The organism is Burkholderia aenigmatica, from assembly GCF_048627025.1.
Lineage (GTDB): Bacteria > Pseudomonadota > Gammaproteobacteria > Burkholderiales > Burkholderiaceae > Burkholderia > Burkholderia aenigmatica.
Genome location: NZ_CP184469.1, coordinates 339513 through 356107, shown reverse-complemented (window position 1 = coordinate 356107; position 16595 = coordinate 339513). Strand labels below are relative to the sequence as shown.

General features: G+C 64.4%; 11 protein-coding genes. 1 reads left to right on the top strand and 10 read right to left on the bottom strand.

What is annotated here, in order from left to right; genetic code table 11:
* Positions 1–135 precede the first annotated feature (135 nt).
* On the top strand, positions 136–1020 hold the full coding sequence (gene purU, locus ACN8ZM_RS18555; protein WP_043180421.1) for a formyltetrahydrofolate deformylase: 885 nt from the start codon (positions 136–138) through the stop codon (positions 1018–1020).
* Between the two features lie 19 nt (positions 1021–1039).
* Here the strand turns inward: purU and ACN8ZM_RS18550 are convergent, their stop codons facing one another.
* The 10 genes from ACN8ZM_RS18550 to ACN8ZM_RS18505 all read right to left on the bottom strand — a co-directional run bounded on the left by ACN8ZM_RS18550 (position 1040) and on the right by ACN8ZM_RS18505 (position 16473).
* Positions 1040–2032, bottom strand: coding sequence for a DMT family transporter (locus tag ACN8ZM_RS18550; RefSeq protein WP_420211996.1), 993 nt, complete (start codon positions 2030–2032; stop codon positions 1040–1042).
* Between the two features lie 76 nt (positions 2033–2108).
* Positions 2109–3676 (bottom strand): IS3 family transposase gene (locus tag ACN8ZM_RS18545; RefSeq protein WP_089454866.1). Its coding sequence is split into 2 segments (ribosomal slippage): positions 2109–3238 and positions 3238–3676, totalling 1569 coding nucleotides; the frame shifts between segments, so codons are not numbered across the junction.
* Between the two features lie 278 nt (positions 3677–3954).
* Positions 3955–4572: a TetR/AcrR family transcriptional regulator gene (locus tag ACN8ZM_RS18540; protein WP_089452017.1), complete on the bottom strand. Its 618-nt coding sequence runs from the start codon at positions 4570–4572 to the stop codon at positions 3955–3957.
* A gap of 91 nt (positions 4573–4663) precedes the next feature.
* Entirely contained in the window at positions 4664–4840 is a 177-nt protein-coding gene (locus ACN8ZM_RS18535; protein WP_420211995.1) for a hypothetical protein, read from the bottom strand.
* Between the two features lie 68 nt (positions 4841–4908).
* Positions 4909–6096 carry an ADP-ribosylglycohydrolase family protein gene (locus ACN8ZM_RS18530; protein ID WP_420211994.1) on the bottom strand — a complete coding sequence of 396 codons (1188 nt, stop codon included), beginning with the start codon at positions 6094–6096 and terminating at the stop codon, positions 4909–4911.
* Positions 6096–10697 carry an RHS repeat-associated core domain-containing protein gene (locus ACN8ZM_RS18525; RefSeq protein WP_420211993.1) on the bottom strand — a complete coding sequence of 1534 codons (4602 nt, stop codon included), beginning with the start codon at positions 10695–10697 and terminating at the stop codon, positions 6096–6098. Before ACN8ZM_RS18525 ends, ACN8ZM_RS18530 begins: the two co-directional genes overlap by 1 nt.
* 13 nt (positions 10698–10710) lie before the next feature.
* The gene (locus ACN8ZM_RS18520) at positions 10711–11133 is read right to left on the bottom strand and encodes a DUF1795 domain-containing protein (RefSeq protein ID WP_420211992.1); all 423 of its coding nucleotides are present in this window, start codon (positions 11131–11133) and stop codon (positions 10711–10713) included.
* Positions 11134–11154: 21 nt separating this feature from the next.
* A complete protein-coding gene (locus ACN8ZM_RS18515; protein WP_420211991.1) occupies positions 11155–13278 on the bottom strand; it encodes a type VI secretion system Vgr family protein in 2124 nt (707 codons plus the stop codon).
* Between the two features lie 496 nt (positions 13279–13774).
* Positions 13775–15430 carry an APC family permease gene (locus tag ACN8ZM_RS18510; RefSeq protein WP_043180433.1) on the bottom strand — a complete coding sequence of 552 codons (1656 nt, stop codon included), beginning with the start codon at positions 15428–15430 and terminating at the stop codon, positions 13775–13777.
* A 179-nt stretch (positions 15431–15609) separates the two neighbouring features.
* Positions 15610–16473, bottom strand: a complete 864-nt coding sequence (locus tag ACN8ZM_RS18505; RefSeq protein ID WP_043180436.1) for a glycine betaine ABC transporter substrate-binding protein — start codon at positions 16471–16473, stop codon at positions 15610–15612.
* Between the last annotated feature and the right edge of the window lie 122 nt (positions 16474–16595).

Below are 16595 nucleotides of genomic sequence, written 5' to 3'. Positions count from 1 at the left end.
ATACCAGCCACACGGCGCGTTGGTTCTATCCGCCCCAAAATCGTCCTGATTTACTTGAGCCTCCCGCTACCCGCGCGGCGCGGCGCTTTCGTGCGCCGCCGCACGGCCGTGCGCCCATGCCATCCGAGGAGTCTCATGACCGCCGAGCACCGCCCCGATCAATTCGTCCTGACACTGTCGTGCCCGAGCGCGGCCGGCCAGGTCGCCGCCGTCGTCGGCTTTCTCGATCGCCATCGCTGCTATGTCGATGCGCTGAACGTGTTCGACGACGACCTCAGCACCCGCTTCTTCGTGCGCTGCGTCTTTCATCCGACGGATGAAACGCTGCAGATCGACGCGCTGCGCCACGAATTCGCGCCGATCGCGGCCAGCCTCGGCGGCGAGCAGGGCGACATGCAGTGGGCGATCCACGACGTGAACGCACGGCCGAAGGTGCTGATCATGGTGTCGAAGCTCGAGCACTGCCTCGCGGACCTGTTGTTCCGCTGGCGGATGGGCGAGCTGAAGATGGACATCGTCGGCATCGTGTCGAACCATCCCGACTTCGAACCGCTCGCCGCGCAGCACGGGCTGCCGTTCCGCCACTTCCCGATCACGGCCGACACGAAGGCGCAGCAGGAAGCGCAGTGGCTCGACTTCTTCGAGTCGAGCGGCGCCGAGCTCGTGATCCTCGCGCGCTACATGCAGGTGCTGTCGCAGGAGACGAGCGCGAAGCTCGCGAACCGCGCGATCAACATCCATCATTCGTTCCTGCCCGGCTTCAAGGGCGCGAAGCCGTATCACCAGGCGCATGCGCGCGGCGTGAAGCTGATCGGCGCGACCGCGCACTTCGTCACCGACGATCTCGACGAAGGCCCGATCATCGAGCAGGTCGTCGAGCGCGTCGATCACGCGTTGCGCCCGGAGCAACTGCTCGCGGTAGGGCGCGATGTCGAATCGCTCACGCTGGCGCGCGCGGTGAAGGCGTTCATCGAGCGGCGCGTGTTTCTGAACGGGGATCGGACGGTGGTGTTTTCCTAACGCGCGAAGGGCGCGACGCTCATGTGGAAGCCGACGGCACGCGCGCGTGCGTCGTGCCGATGCGACGCGCCCTGCGCCGCAGGTACAGGTTGTTCAGGATCAGCGCCGCGCCCGTCAGCGCGGCGCCTGCGATCTGCGCACGATTGGGCACGACGCCCGTGAATGCGGAAACGGCAAAGGCCGCGATGGGCACGATGTCCATGAACAGCACGCCGTTCATCGGCCCGAGAATCCGGTTGCCCGTCATCCAGAGCAGGATCGCGCCGAAGCCGGCCACCGGCCCCATGTACACGAGATGCGGCAGGACCGCGTGTACCGCGGCGAGTGACGGTGCCGCGATCCGGTGCGTGACGACCAGCAGCAGATTGACCGCGACGATCGTGGTCAGTCCGAGCCACGTCGTGAAGGTCGTGTATTTCAATGCCGACCAGCGGGTGAAGCGCGCCGCGCCGAACGTATAGACGACCCAGCACAACGCGCCGACGACGATCAGCGCGTTGGCCGCGTAGTGCTGCGGCTCGTGCAGCGCGGCGATCACGTCCCCGCGCGTGATGACGAGGGCCACGCCGGCAAAGGACAGCACGACGAACAGCACCGACACCGGCGCGGGCGCGACCCGCCGCACCAGTGCGTTGAGCAGCAGCCCCATCATCGGCTGCGTCGCCATCATGATCGACGCCGTCAGCGCCCCTTCGTCGCCGGCCAGTTGCTGGCCCAGGAACACGAACGACCCGAACCCGCAAAAGCCGATCGACCCGAGCAGCCACGCAAGCGCCACGGGCTCGCCGGCCGAACGGAACGCACCGGGCCCTTCGACGAGCCGCAGCAACGCGATGAAGCCGATGCCGGCGATCAGATAGCGCAGCGACGTGAACGTAAAGGGATCGATGTACCGCAACGCATCGGTCATCACCGGAAACATCACGCCCATCAGGATCGTCGCGGTCACACATGCCACGACGCCTTTCCCGTACGCGTTCGCGGCGGGCGTTGCGAGTGTTGCATCATTCATGACTGATCATTCCCAAATTAATTGAACAATGATGCCGGTGCGGCTGCGGCGCGAGTCAAGCTAGTTGTCGTCTCGGTCATGCTGCCAATGGCTCTATATCGGTCGAGCGCGTATACGTTTTGACGATGCAGTCGCGCTCGGGGTTCAGTGTTACCGCGCCGATAGGCGTCCAGTTCCGGGTGGCGCCCGACCAGCGCCGCGGATTTCGTTCTCGCGCCTGGAGATATACCTCGTGACGGGCGGCAAGGATCGCGGCATCTTCACCCGCATGACGCTGGGCGGGACTGACGTAGCGGATGCCACTGTGCCGGTGATCATGGTTGTACCAATGCACGAAGTGCGAAGCCCAGCGGCGAGCCTCATCGAGGTTGGCAAAGCCCTTGTCGGGGAACTCGGGGCGGTACTTCGCCGTGCGGAACAGGCTTTCGACGTAGGCGTTGTCATCGCTCACGCGCGGGCGCGAGTACGAAGGCTTGACACCCAGCCAGTTCAACATCGCCAGGACAGTCGTGGCTTTGAGGGTCGAGCCATTGTCGCCGTGCAGCACCGGCCTGGTCGCCATGGCATGGATGCCTTCGGCCAGCGCCGTACGCTTGACCAGATGCGCCGCATGGTCGGCGTCGTCACTGTCGTGCACTTCGAAGCCCACGATCTTCCGGCTGTACACGTCCAGAATCAGGTACAAATAAAACCAGCGCCCCACGATCTCGGCAGGCAAGTACGTCATGTCCCAACACCACAGCTGGCGCGGTGCAGTGGCGATATGCGTGGTTGGCGGGCGGCTCTTGCGCGGTGCCTTGGCGCGGCCCCGGTGCTGGTTCTGCCCATGCTCGCGCAGTACGCGCTGGAAGCTCGATTCGCTGGCCAGATACACGCCTTCGTCGGCCAGCATCGGGACGATGCGCGCCGGGGGCATGTCGGCAAAGCGCGGCTCGTTGGCCACCTGCAGAATCTGCTCGCGCTCGGTGGGTGTCAGCGCGTGGGCCGGTGTCGGCCGCACCGCGCCGGGTCTGCCATCACCCGATACGAGCCCATGGTTGGCCTTCCAGCGCTGCAGGCTGCGCTCGTCGATGCCGGCGACCTCACAGGCCTGCGCCAGCCGCGCACCGGCCTGTTGAGCCGCTTCAATGTCCTGGGCCAGGGTCTGGCGATCTTCGAGCCCGATCATTCGTCCTCGCTTCTGTTCTTGTTGAAGATCGCCTCGACTTTTTTTGACAGCACCAGCAGCGCTGCCGTCTCAGCCAGCGCTTTGTCCTTGCGGCGCAGCTCGCGCTCGAGTTCCTTGATGCGCCGACGGTCTTCCTTGGTCTGCTGCGGGCTGGCGCGCTTCTCCGCGGGTTCGGCAAGCGCTTGCGTTGCGCTGTCACGCCATTGCTGTAGTTGCTGTGGATACACGCCGTGTTCGCGGCACCAGGCGCTGCGGGTGGCCTCGTCCATGGCTGCCGTGGTAATGACTGCCTCCAGCCGAGCCGCTGCCGTCCAGCTGCGTTCTCGCGCCGGCTTGGCCAGTTCCTCACCGCGCCAGCGTTCCAACGTATCTGTGCTCACCCCAATCTCCCGAGCCACCACCTCCAGCGGGGCGCTCTCCGGCGGCAGCAACCGCGCCACCGCTCTGTCCTTAAAACCTTGTCCGTATCGAGCCAACTTGTTCTCTCATCATCGCCCCCTTGTTGCGGAAATCGGTGGCAAGGGGGCCGTCGCCTTCGGCGACGGCAACCCACCACCATCTACGAAACTTGAATTCAGGAAAGATTCAAGTTTCTATCGGGGCGACAACTATTTTGCCGCGGGGGGGCTGCGCGCAGCGGCCGTGTCACATCAACTTCGTTGCTGTCGTTGCCTGCCCTTCACGATTTCGATGCAGGCGCCCGGAATGCCTCCCGACATTTGAAACCGATCATTCTCAAAATAATCAAAAAAAATCAGGTCAGCGCCCGCATTGCGATATCGACGATCGATGCCAGTTCCGCCTCCGACGCGCTCGACTTGCCCAGCACGCGCATGCCCTGGATCAGGCACAGCAGGAACCGGCCCACCTCTTCCGGATCGAGATTCCGGTCGAACTCGCCCGACTGCTGGCCGCGCGCGATGGCCAGGCTGAATTGCGTGCCGATGCGCAACAGGGTCGATTCGATGTACGGGCGCAGCGCGTCGTCGCCGGGCAGAAGTTCGACGGCCGAATTCGTGATGAAGCAGCCGCGCCGCTCCGATAGCCGCACACCGATTTCCGTGTAGTACAGCAGCGCATCCCGGAGTGCCTGCCGGGGCGGCAGGTCCGCCGCGAGACGCTCCTTGAGCCGCGCGATCGCGCCTTCCGCGTAACGGTCGAACGCGGCGACCAGCAACCCGTGCTTGTCGCCGAACGTACGATACAGGCTGCCGCGAAAGACGCCGGTCGCCTCGCACAACGCGTCGATCGACGTCGCGTGATACCCCTGCTCCCAGAACACGCGTGCGGCCGCGTCGATCACCTCGTCGGTGTCGAATTCGCGTGGGCGCCCCCTGTCACGGGCGCCGGAAGATGTCGAGGTCGGGCTCATGGAAGCCGATATTAGAACCGATCATTCCCAAAATCAAGCGGCCGCGCCCGGTGGCGTGACCGGACTTCCGGAATGGGACACGCCGGCCCGATCAGCGTGGCGACGGATCGAAGCCGGGAAACTGCTGCGCGGCGTCGCCGGGCGAGAGGGTCGCAATCGCGCGCTCCAGCGCGCCGGTCCGGATCAACTGTCCGCACGCGCGGCAACGATAAAGCGTGGACTGCATGGTTTCATTCACGGCCATCTCATCGAAGTTCGACGTGGGCACGGGAAACCGCTGGCATTTGAAACACGGCATCGCCCCCTCCGGACGAGAATCCGATTCCCGGCGCGCGTTCAGCTTCCGGATTGATCCGTTCGAGAAGCGGCCAGCAAATCCTCGGCAAAATGATAAAACCCGTGTGCGGCGTGCGTGTTGACGATCCACCTGACAGGAATCCGCGTCTCGCCGTAGCTGGCGCCGGCCAGTTGGCCAAAGACGGCGCCAATGGTATCCGCGTCACCCGCGAGATTGACCGCCGCAAGCATGCCCGACTCGAAATCGTCGTTGTGATAGAACGCCCACAACGCAGCTTCCAGCGTATCGATCACGTAGCCCGACGATGAGATTTCATCGCGCGTCTTTTGCTTGTACGCGCCGCGCGCAATTCGCTCGACCGCCGGCGCGAGCGGATGTTGATCCCAATACCCCGGCAACGGTGAAAACCGGTCGCTCAGAATCTCCTCTTTCGAAAACCCCGCGAACGCCCCCCACATCAATGCCGCAAAGAACCGGCAGGCATCGACCGCTTCCTGCGCGCCATGCGTGAGCCGCGAGCTTTCGGCTGCGAAGTGCACGGCCTTGTCGAAGTCGCTCGCATAGAACAGCACGACGGGAGCGAGCCGCATCAGCGAGCCATTCCCGGCCGAATTCGGATGCGTATCGCCAGAAAACGCATTCCCCGTTTTCAAATAGCGATCGAGCGCGGCCCGCGTGGTGCCGCCGATATCGAAGCATTCCCCCGTCGGGCTGTATGCGCCGAACCGATACCAGTAGGAAAAAGCCAGCATCGCATGGTCGGGATTGAATCCATGCGAATGGACAAGACTGTACGCGAGACAGCATGCCATGCTCGTATCGTCGGTCCAGTCGCCGGCCTTCAGATGAAAGGGGCCGCCACCGACGATATCGGTGACCGTCGCCCTGTCTCGCGGCGAAAATTCGAGGGTGGTGCCCAGCGCGTCGCCGATTGCCAGCCCCAGCATCGCGCCGCGGAATCGATCGATGATATCCGAGCAATCGGCACCGATCTGCTGCTGAACGTCCCGTAGGGTTTCACGGTCAGCCCGCGGATTCCGGTTCCGGAACTTGAAATACTCGCTCAGCCACGGTGTCTTGAGCACCACATCCGCATTGGTGAATCGCCCGGAATACGGCATGAACCCCATATCTTCGGGATACTGACTTCGTCGCGCCGCACGCGCGGCAGCCCGCTCGACGGCCGCTCTCTGCTCTGCCGACAACGCGGCGTCCTTGTCGCTCATCACTGCTGTTCCATTGTGATATTCCATGAACCGTTCGCGGGATCGTGCGTCCGATCGAGCACGTTGAACGGGGTATCAGGCTTGAACAATACCTCCGCTTCCCGAGGATATTCGGAAAGCGTGCTGACCGAAACACCCGTGCGGGACGTGATGTTTATCGTTACCTTGCCCGGGAATACGCCATCCAGATCGGTCGTCGTCGACAGGAAGGCCTTGTCCTGGAAGACCCCGCCGACCGGGAACAACTGTTCAACCTGTTCATTGGTCAACCGCACGTTGCGCACGACGTCGCCCACATGCGCATATCCATTGTCTGCGAGCTTGGTCAGACCGTTCGTCGCCTCCTCGGTCAGCCGCGCCCATTCACCCGGGTTCCCGGCGCGCAATGCCGGGTTGATTTCCTCGTACAGGTTGGCCGTATAGCCGCGTACCGCGAGGTACTCGTCGTCCGTCAGCAACTTGTCCAGCACCGGATTGTTGCGTTTCGCCTCCAGCGCATCCGCAACGTTCTTGCTCCCCCACTTCTCCTTCAGGAACTCGCGGAATTCACACCCGGCAAGGCCGAGAGGGTCGACCCACTGGGTCGGATTGGCCACATAGCCGTGAGTCCGAATGCCGCCAGCCAGCCCGATCGGATCGACGGACAGATATTGTCCGGAATCCGGATCGTAGTACCGGTTCAGGTTGTAGTTCAGTCCGGTCTCGTCGTCCGCCCACTGGCCGGGAAAGCGCAGCGTCGTATCGATCGACGCGCGGCAGCCGTCGTTCGCAGCCCGTCTGGCCGGCAGCAACTTGCCCCACAACGAGTACGACGCCTTCCATACCGACTCGCCCTGTCCGTCGAACACCTCGGTCGGCAGGCCGACCTGGTCCGTCAGGACGGCGTACAGCCCGTCGTCGGTCTCCTGAGCGAGCGGCGAGTAGCTGCCCGGCTCGATATGCCACGTCACCACCTGCCCGGTCGTGCCGTCCCGTTGCTCGACCCAGCGCTCCGCCATGGTCGAGCCGTCCCACAGAAACCTCACGGTTTCGCGGCTGCCGGCCTGCTGCTTCTCGACCCGGCGGTTGAACGCGTCATAGCGATACAGCCAGACGCCGCGCTCGGGCGTCACGACCTTCACGAGCCGGTTGAGGCCGTCCCACGTGTATTGCCACGTTTTCGGCCGGAACCCGGGCTGCTCGACGGTCTTTTCGATCGTACGGCCGCGTGCATCGTACCGGTAGCGCGCATGACCGATCCGTTCCGGCAGGCCGCCGCGGCCGTAATGGTGAACGTCCACCGGCGCCTGCCGACCGTGCGCGGCGATGTTCATCGCCGCGTCGTAGCGGTAATGCTCGGCCGGCTGCACCAGACTGTCTGCCTGCACGACCTGGCCGCGCACGTCACGCCGGTAGGTGAGCGTGTCGGCGTCGGTGTCGACCCGCTCCAGTTGTCCGGCCACGTCGTAGTGATAGACCTGTCGCGTCAATTGCTCGAGCGCCCGTGCCGGGTCGGCCTGCAACGCGTCGATCGCCGCGGCAGGGCCGGCGACCTGCCGGCGGATCCGGCCCAGCGCATCGTATTGCCGCTGCGTGGCGAATTCCCCCGCCTGCCGCCCCGTCTCGCGTCCCAGGCTGTCGCGATGGATCGTCAGCCCGCCAACCTGCGTCAGCGCACCCAGTTCGTCGTATGCGTAGGCCGTCTCGCGGTGCGGCGTCATCCTCAGGCGACGCTGCCCGTCGGCGTCGTAGACGTGCCGCAGCAATTCGCCGTGCTGATCCTCGCCGATCAGACGTCCGTTCCGGTCGTAAGCGAAACGCGTCACATGGGACTGCTCGCCGTGCACCTCAGCGGACGCCGGTCGGCCCGATTCGTCGTAGCGATAGACGAGCTTCACGTCACCGGCGTCCACTTCGGTCAGCCGGTCCTGTGCGTCGTACGCATAGCGCCACTGGCCACCGTCGGGCAGCGTCTTCGCCAGCAAGCGCCCGGCGGCATCGCGCTGATACGCGGTCACGCGGCCGCCCCAGTCGATCTCGTCGGCGAGACGCCCGGCCGCGTCGTAGCGATAGGTGTAGACATCGCCCAGCGCGTTGACGACCTTCGTCAAGCGCGTCGCGTGATCGTATTCGAACCGCGTCTGCTGCCCGGCCGCGTCGGTCGACGCCACCAGCAGATCGAACGGACCGTACGCGCGACCGACCGTGCGCCCGAGGGGATCGGTCAACCCGACCAGCAGGCTCTCGCTGTTGTATTGCGCGCGTGAGGACGAGCCGTCCGCGTGCGTGACCGCCCGCAACTTGCCGCGCGGGTTGTCCGGGCCGTCGCTATAGTCGAAGCGGGTCGTATTCCCATCGGGCGACGTTTCCTCCAGCACCCGCCCCAGCACGTCGCTCCTGCGCCGAATGCGCGCGCCGCCCGGTAACGCGATATCCGTCAGCCGCAGTCGCCGGTCATAGTCGAGCCGTGTCTCGCGATCCCCCTGAACCACGCGCAGCAGTTCGCCGCGGGAACCGTAGCGATACTGCGTTTTGGCGCCGTCCGGCTCGGTTCGCGCAATCAAGCGGTGCAGATGATCGTACTCGAGCGTGATCCGGCCGCCGGTCGGCAGGCCGACCGTCGTGAGATGCCGCTCGTCGTACCCGAGGTCGATCGCTCGCCCCGAGCTTTCCGTGATCGACACCAGTTGCCCGATATCGTCATAGCGGTAGTCGGTCCGGCGCCCCAGCGGATCGATCCGCGCCATCAGCCGGCCAAGCTCCCATTCGGAGCGCGTGCAATGGCCAAGCGGATCGGTTTCGGCCGTCACGAGACCTTCGCCGTTATAGGCATAGATCCACTCGCCGTCGGCATCGAACACGCGCGTGCGGTCGGCCTCGTAGACGAACCGGCCGGTGTGGTAGCCCTGCCGGGTACCGGTCTCGACCACGCGCCCGGCGGTGTCGTACCGATAGCGGACATCGGTCTGGTCCGTATCCCGCCACTGGGTCATCCAGCCGTGCTCGTCGTAGGCGTAGTGGAACTGGCCGGACTGAAAGCTCGCCACGCGAGCCAGCATGCCGTCCTGATAGCCGTAGTCCACGAGCGTGCGAGCGCCTTCGTCCGGATCGTGAAGCACGATCCGCTCCGGCTGACGGTCCCGGCCGTGATAGACGACCTCCAGCCGATAGCCGTCGCTATGGATCAGTCCGCTCAGGCGCCCGGCGGCATCGTACGAGAAGCCGATTGCATTGCCGTCGAGGTCCTCGATCCGCTCGAGGCGGGACGAACCGCCGTCGACCAGCGGCGAGAAAATGCGCAATTGCCGCGTGTCGCGATCCAGCAGGCGCGGCTCGAACCGGCTGCCGATCAGCCGATAGCGCGGCTCGCGCAGGTTGATGCCGTCGAGCGCCGTGTCCGGTGCATCAAAGCCGATCGCGAGGCCGGCGCCGTCGTGGAATCGCACGAAGCGGCCATCGTCGAGCGTCAGGCACTGCGACCAGTTGTCCGACCAGCGGCGCCCGAGCAGCCCGCGATCGTCCGAGCGGGTCCGGTAGCGACGCTTGAGCTCGAGCGGCAGCACACCCGGAATCGCCAGATCGACACGTACCTCCAGCACTTCGCCGGTGGCGACGTCGACCGGGTCGTTCACGCACTTGCTCAGCGTATCCTTCACACCACCCTGCTCGGCCGATTCGGTCGATTTCGGCTTGAATCCCTTGCCGATGGTCCGCCCAATCGCACCGCCGGCCAGCGCGCCGAGCAGGCTCGCCCAAAACTCCTCGGCGGCCGTCAGCTCGGGATTTTTCGGACCATACTGCGCGGTCGTCTTGTCGATCCAGATACTGTTGCGACCGGCATTGACCTTCGCGCTGCAGTGCGTTTCGTGGCCGATCCGCACCAGCGGCAAGTCGTTCACGAACACGGTCCGGCTGCCTTCGACGAGCGGTTGCGGTACGCCCGAGTGCTGGTCGCACTTGACGAGATCGGTGACGCGCGCAACCTGGCGGCCCTCGAAGTACACGTCGTGCGAGCCGGTCAGGATCTGCCCGCAGTCGCTGCCCATCTGCTGGCTCGCAGACGCCAGCGCGCTGCCGAGGCTGAGGCCGCCCGCCATGCACGCGCCGACGATCACGGCGCCCGCCAGCCCGCCGGTCGCGACCGTTGCCACCACCGCCGCAGCGACGATCGCGCCGACCGCGACGCCCACCAGCAGGCCGCCGAAAAGGCCCCATGCGCCCATCGAGTGGGCAACCGCATCGCCGACACAGGCAGGATGCGGATCGCCATGGCCGATCGTGAGACCGAGCTCGTCGCCGATCGACACGAAACCCCGCGACATCGCCCCCGTGACACCGAGCTTGTCCAGTGCCCACGCGCCGCCGATCGCGATCGCGACGGGCGCGAGTTCGACCGCGAGCGCACCGGCGATCGCCGACCCCGATGCACCCGCGGTGATCCCCGCATCGAGGACGCTGGCCGTCGCCCAGCCGACGTCGCCGCCGAGCATCACATTGTTGACGTTCTCGTAGAACGGTTGCTCGGCGGCCTTGGCCGCCTCGCCATCTTCCAGATGGCCGAGACGCTCCAGGCGTTCCGCAGCGCTACCGCTCGGCTCGTCGTATACAGGCGTGTCCGACATGGTCAGGAGTCCGTCAATTCGGGTCGCGCAGCTGCAGGCTCTGGATCACCGCACTGACCTGCTCACGCTGCGTGTCGCTCAGCGCACCCGGTGCGGTGAAGGTCAGCATCATCGCGACCTGTCCGTACTCGACCATCGTCAATTGCTGATGAATCAACGCGTGGTTGTTGGTCCACGTGAATTCATGAACGTGTGCGTCGCGGCCCGAGACGGTCGCCTTCGCACTCGACACTTCCGCGTATTCGGGCACCTTCTTCGCGATCTTGCGAATCTCGCTCGCCACGTACTCGTCGAACTTCATCCCCCAGGGCAGCCGCTCGCGCGTAACCACCAGGCTGACGCCCTCGGTGCCGGTCGCTGCCGACACGAATACGTTCATCGTCTTGTCTTGCCATTCGACCGGCAGCGCCAGCGTGCCCTCATGCATCTGGTACATGTGTTGTTGTCCTGTTGTGTATCAGCCGTTCTTCGGATTGATGTCGGTACGCGACGCCTGGATGCTGATGTTCGCCGTATCGAGATGGATCACCGAATCGCCCTTGTAGATGTCGATCGCGTCTGCCGTCATGTGGATCCGCGTGCCGCCGTTGCCGCCGATCTTGATCCACAGCTCCTTCGCCTCGATCGTGTGCACGCCCTGCGGGGTCTGATGGAGCGTATTGCCTTGCGACACCACGTCCGTCAGGTTACCGACCGCCACCGTCGTCGCCTGGTTGCCCTTCCCGACCTGGACGGTCCGGTCGCCCTTGAGCACCGTGTTGATCTGCGCATCCTCGACGACGACGTTCATGTCCTTCTGCGCATGCATGTACAGCATCTGCGCGCCGGCAACGTCGCTCATCAGCAGTTCGTTCGAGCCTTCGCCCTTGTGCGTCTGGCTCTTGATCCCCATGGTCTGGCCCGCCGCGCCATGGTAAGGATTGCCCTGCTCGCCGTTGAACATGCGGCCGACGATCACCGGATTGTCCGGGTCGCCCTGATTGAAGGCGACGATCACTTCCTGACCGATCCGCGGAATGGCGGCCGCGCCCCAGCCATCGCCGGCCCAGGGCTGCGATACACGAATCCACATGGAATCCGCCCCATCGCGCTTGCCGCGGCGGTCCCACAGGAAATGCAGCTTGACGCAGCTCCCGTTCGTATGGATCTGCTCGCCCTTCGGGCCGACGACTATCGCGGACTGCGTACCGTGAATCACCGGCTTCGGCGTCATGCGTGGCGCGCGGAACGGAATCTTCATCGGCAACAGCACGAAGCTGTTTCGGTACGGCAACTGCGCGGAATTCTGCGTGTAGTCGTTCACCGCCTCGTGCCGCACATGCAGGATCGCGTAGTCCTGATTGTTCGTCTGCACCGGATGATCGACGACCTTGACCTGGCCCGACGTGGTCATCTTCCATGCGTAGCCGCTACCGAGATAGCGATGCGAGATGGCTTCCTCCGCCTCCATCGCATAACGCGCGTAGCGATTGCCGTCGTCGCCATGATCGTAGAGCGACTGGTGCTCGAACCGCTCGGTGGTCGCGAGCCGCGCATGATCGAGATGCTGCGGGCCGGCCTCGACCCGCATCAGTGGCGACGAAGGCTGCTGATGATTGAAATCCTGGTAGGTAATCTTGCCGACGCCGAAACGCCGCCCCTCGTCGAGCCGGTCGATCCCGTTGAGCTCGCTCGATTCGGTGCCCGAGAACGGCATCGATGCGAGGCCGTCGATCGGCCGGAAGACGAGATTGCCGTCCCCGATCACGAGGACGTGCTTGTCCTTCTCGTAACGGTGCGTCCAGACCAGGCCTTCCTGCTCCATCAGGCGCGCGCAGAAATTGAAGTAGGACTCCTGGTACATCACCACGTACTCGAGCGGTTTTTGCTCGGTGTGAAGATCGAACGAGAAATCCGCGAAGCCGTGCTCCTGGAAAATCTCGCGCAAGATGTCCTGCGCGGTCTTGTTCTGGAAGATCCGGCAGTCGGTCGAGCGCGTCAGAAACCAGAACCACGGCACCACGGTCATCTGGTATTGCGTCACCTTGCCGGGATTGCCGACGCGATCGAACGACGACACGTAACCGTCGAAGTAGCGGGACTCTTCGCCGGCATTCGACGCGGTCAATCGTTCCAGCGACAGCATCCGCGACTGCTGATCGAACTTGAGCCGCACCGGCTGCCCGATCAATTGCTCCGGCGTCAGACTGTGACGGTGCGAGAGCAGATCCAGATGGATCTCCGGCAACCGATTCACGTACTCGTCAACGATCGCCGCGCTGACCAGCAGGACGTCGGGCCCGAGCGGCGTCTCGATCGTCGCGTAGCGGTTGAGCTGGGTCAGGCGCGCGACACCGCCAGCGGCGTCGTTCAATGCCTGGGCGACCGCGGTGGGCGTTTTCTCCATCAGGGAGAAGCCGGTTTGCGCGAGTTGCAGCGCACGCTGGACCGTGTCGACATGGCCGGCTACGCCGGCCAGCGGCCCCAGGTTTCCTGCGATAGTCGATGCCGCAGGCCCGATCAGGCCGCCGAGCGCGCTCAACGAACCCAAAGGGCTGCCGCCGAGGCCGCCCGGCAGGCCGCCATTCGGAGCAAAACTCATTTTCTATTCCTTTCCGTCTCAGGTTCCGCCCCGACAGGCCATCGGCCCGAGGCACCGTCACTCTAGGGGATATCACGTCGGAGTGGAAGTGTAGCTCAAGCGAATGGCGGTTCAGTCTTCGCGTGCCAGGGCGGGCCGCCGCGATGCGCGTGGGTAGCGGATATCGATACGAAACGGTACGGTTTTCGCGCCGGGGGGCGAATCCCGGCCCGGACACCATCGCGACCGGTTGTTCCGACGGCCGGTTTTTCTGACGGTCGGTCGAGCGAAGCGGCGACGGGAAAGCGTATGACGCGGAAAGGGAATCGCGCCGAAGAAAACGGCGACAGAACAGGCGAGCGTGAAATGTCCCGATGAACGGAACACGCATGCCGTCGTTGGAAGCGGCCGCCGCGACATCGGCGGCCTGATGACCGGGGGCAACGCACCTGATCCGCCGCGCGATGACCCCGTGTGCGGTTTCCGGGGCCTCGCGCGACGAGCCAGGGTCAAGTGCTCACTTCACCCAGGCAAAGTAATACGACAACCAGATCGTCAGCCCCGCGCCGAGCAGCGCCGCATAGGGCATCAGGTTCAGCCACATCGCGCGCTTCGGCACTTCGAGTTCCATGTCGCGCTGCATCTGCGCGGGGAAGCGGCCGCGATCCTGCCAGTAATGGCGGAACAGGAACACCGGCACGATCAGCAGCATCGCGATCAAGCCGTTGCGCAGCGTGCCGTCGCCCTGCAGGTTCGCCCCCGCGCCGACATACACGAGGTTCGCGTAGCCGCAGATCGAGCCGGCGACGAGCAGCCACGTCGGACAGCGGAACGGCCGATCCCAGTTGCCGCGATCCATCCGGTGGATCCAGCCCGACTGAAGATTCAGGAATACGAACAGCATGTAGCAGACGTTCGAGATCGACAGCACCGTCATGTAGTCCGACATCATCAGCAACACGAGGTTGAAGCCGAGATCGGTCCACATCGCGCGTGTGGGCGAGCCGTGCTCGTTCACGTGCGACAGGTACTTCGGCAGCCAGCCGTCGACCGATGCCTGGTACAGCGTGCGCGACGAGCCCATCATCGACGTCATCACGATCAGCAGGATCGACAGCATCAGCATCACGACGACCGCATTCGCGACCCATGCGCCGCCGCCGACGATCTTCGCCATCGCGGCCGCGACGCCGGTGCCGTCGCCGATCGACGGATCGAGCATCGCCTGCGTGCCGAGCGCACCCTGGAACGCCAGTGGCACGAGCGTCATCACGACGAGACACAGCGCACCCGACCAGAAGATCGCCTTGGCGGTATCGCGACGCGGATCGCGGAATTCACGCGTGTAGCAGACGGCCGTCTCGAAGCCGTACGACGCCCAGCCGGCCATGAACATCGCGCCGAGCGCCATCGTGACGCCCTGCCCGTTCCACGAGCCGAACGTCGCGGCCGTGAGATTGCCGTGCGCGTCGTGACCGAGCGGCAGCAGCGGGAGCAGGTTCGACATCGGCACGTCGCCCGTGACGAACGGCACGATGCCGACGATCAGCAGCGGCGTGAGCGACGCGATACCGAGAATGCGCTGCGTACGCGCAGCCTTCGATGCACCGCTGTGCTGAAGCTTGAACGTAATGAGAAGCAGGATCGTCGCGATGATGAACGTCGCATTGATCCGCAGGGACAGACCCGGCTTGATGAACCCGAGATCCGCAACCTTGAGCTGCCAGTGCAGCACCGCCGCATCGGCGGGAAAGAGACTCGTGAGCGCATAGCTCGCCGCGAGGCCGCAGCCGAGCGCGAGCATCGGCGACCACGCGAGCCAGTTGCACCACACGGAAACCGGGGCAATCAGCTTGCTGTAACGGACCCAGCCGATCGCGCCATACACGGACGCGCCGCCCGATTTATGGGGAAATAGCCCCGATATTTCCGCATAAGTCGCGCTTTGAACCAGCCCCATCGTGATCGCGGCGATCCAGATCGCCCACGCGGGCTGACCGATCGTCGCGCATACGCCGCCGATCGTGAACAGCACGCCTGCCGGCACGCCGCTCGTTACCCAAAAAGCGTCTTTCCAAGTCAGGCCACGATGCAGCGTGTGGCCCGTCGAATCATGTGAGATGGTTGCCTCAACATCACTGGTGCGGTTCGCACGCAGTCCTGCCTGACTCATCCAATTCCTCCTGTGATGACTCCGCACAAGGGCCGTAGTGTAACAATTTACGGGCTTTTTTGCAGAATCAAAAAAATAATTCCGGGATAAGGCCGTGTCGCAGTGTGATTATTTCGCACTCCTGCCAACCCATCCCGGACTGTCTCTTTATCTATTTATCGAGGTGATTCATCTCTGGCTTACTGCGCGCCTTCCGTCCACGCATTCACGCGATCCGCGTGCGCGGCGATCCACGCATCGGCGGCCGCATCGGGCTTCGAGCCGTTCTGGATCGCCAGCATCACGCTGTCGATTTCACCCGGCTTCCACTGAAATTTTTTCAGGAACGCGACCACCGGCTTGGCCTTGGTTTCGAGCCCCGGATTCACGACGCTGTCGACGTGCTCCGCGCCGCCGAACACCTTCTTCGGATCCTCGAGGAAGCGCAGCTTCCACTTCGCGAACATCCAGTGCGGCGCCCAGCCCGTCACGATGACCGGCTTGTTCGCATTGACCGAACGCGACAGCTCGGCCGTCATCGCACTGCCCGAGCTCGGCATCAGCGTGTAGTTCAGCCCGTAGCTCTTGATCGCATCGTCGGTCTTGCGCATCACGCCAGCGCCTGCATCGATGCCGACGATCCGGCCGCCGAAGCTGCCCTTCTCCGCGTTCAGGTCGTCGATGCTCTTCGCCTTCACGTAGGCGGGCACGATCAGGCCGATCTTTGCATCCGGGAAATTCGCGCCGAGGTCGACGACCTTGGCCTTGTATTCATCCCAGTACGAGCCGTGCGTGACCGGCAGCCACGCGGACAGCGTCGCGTCGAGATCGCCGCGCGCGACACCCTGCCACATGATCCCGGCAGCGACCGGCACGAGCTGGACCTGGTAACCGAGCTTCTTCTCGATCACGCGTGCGGCGACGTTCGACGTCGCCACGCTGTCGTCCCAGCCTTCGACGTAACCGATCTTCAGCGTGGGCTTCGTATCGGCGAGCGCCGAAGCGCTCAGTGCCACCATTGCCGACAGTGCGCCGGTCCACAACAGTTTTCCGAACAGCTTCATGGTCGATCTCCTTGATGTGCGCACCGTGCGCGTTGTCTCTCTAGGTTCTTCAACCACAAATCCGCGGTATCGTTGTTTTCCGACGGATGCTTGTCCGGGCGCGACGCACCCGGACAGTCAAT

Excerpts from the sequence above, each read along its gene's own strand:
- purU (WP_043180421.1), top strand. The coding sequence starts at position 136 with ATGACCGCCGAGCACCGCCCCGATCAATTCGTCCTGACACTGTCGTGC.
- ACN8ZM_RS18550 (WP_420211996.1), bottom strand. The coding sequence starts at position 2,032 with ATGAATGATGCAACACTCGCAACGCCCGCCGCGAACGCGTACGGGAAA.
- ACN8ZM_RS18540 (WP_089452017.1), bottom strand. The coding sequence starts at position 4,572 with ATGAGCCCGACCTCGACATCTTCCGGCGCCCGTGACAGGGGGCGCCCA.
- ACN8ZM_RS18530 (WP_420211994.1), bottom strand. The coding sequence starts at position 6,096 with ATGAGCGACAAGGACGCCGCGTTGTCGGCAGAGCAGAGAGCGGCCGTC.
- ACN8ZM_RS18525 (WP_420211993.1), bottom strand. The coding sequence starts at position 10,697 with ATGTCGGACACGCCTGTATACGACGAGCCGAGCGGTAGCGCTGCGGAA.
- ACN8ZM_RS18520 (WP_420211992.1), bottom strand. The coding sequence starts at position 11,133 with ATGTACCAGATGCATGAGGGCACGCTGGCGCTGCCGGTCGAATGGCAA.
- ACN8ZM_RS18515 (WP_420211991.1), bottom strand. The coding sequence starts at position 13,278 with ATGAGTTTTGCTCCGAATGGCGGCCTGCCGGGCGGCCTCGGCGGCAGC.
- ACN8ZM_RS18510 (WP_043180433.1), bottom strand. The coding sequence starts at position 15,430 with ATGAGTCAGGCAGGACTGCGTGCGAACCGCACCAGTGATGTTGAGGCA.
- ACN8ZM_RS18505 (WP_043180436.1), bottom strand. The coding sequence starts at position 16,473 with ATGAAGCTGTTCGGAAAACTGTTGTGGACCGGCGCACTGTCGGCAATG.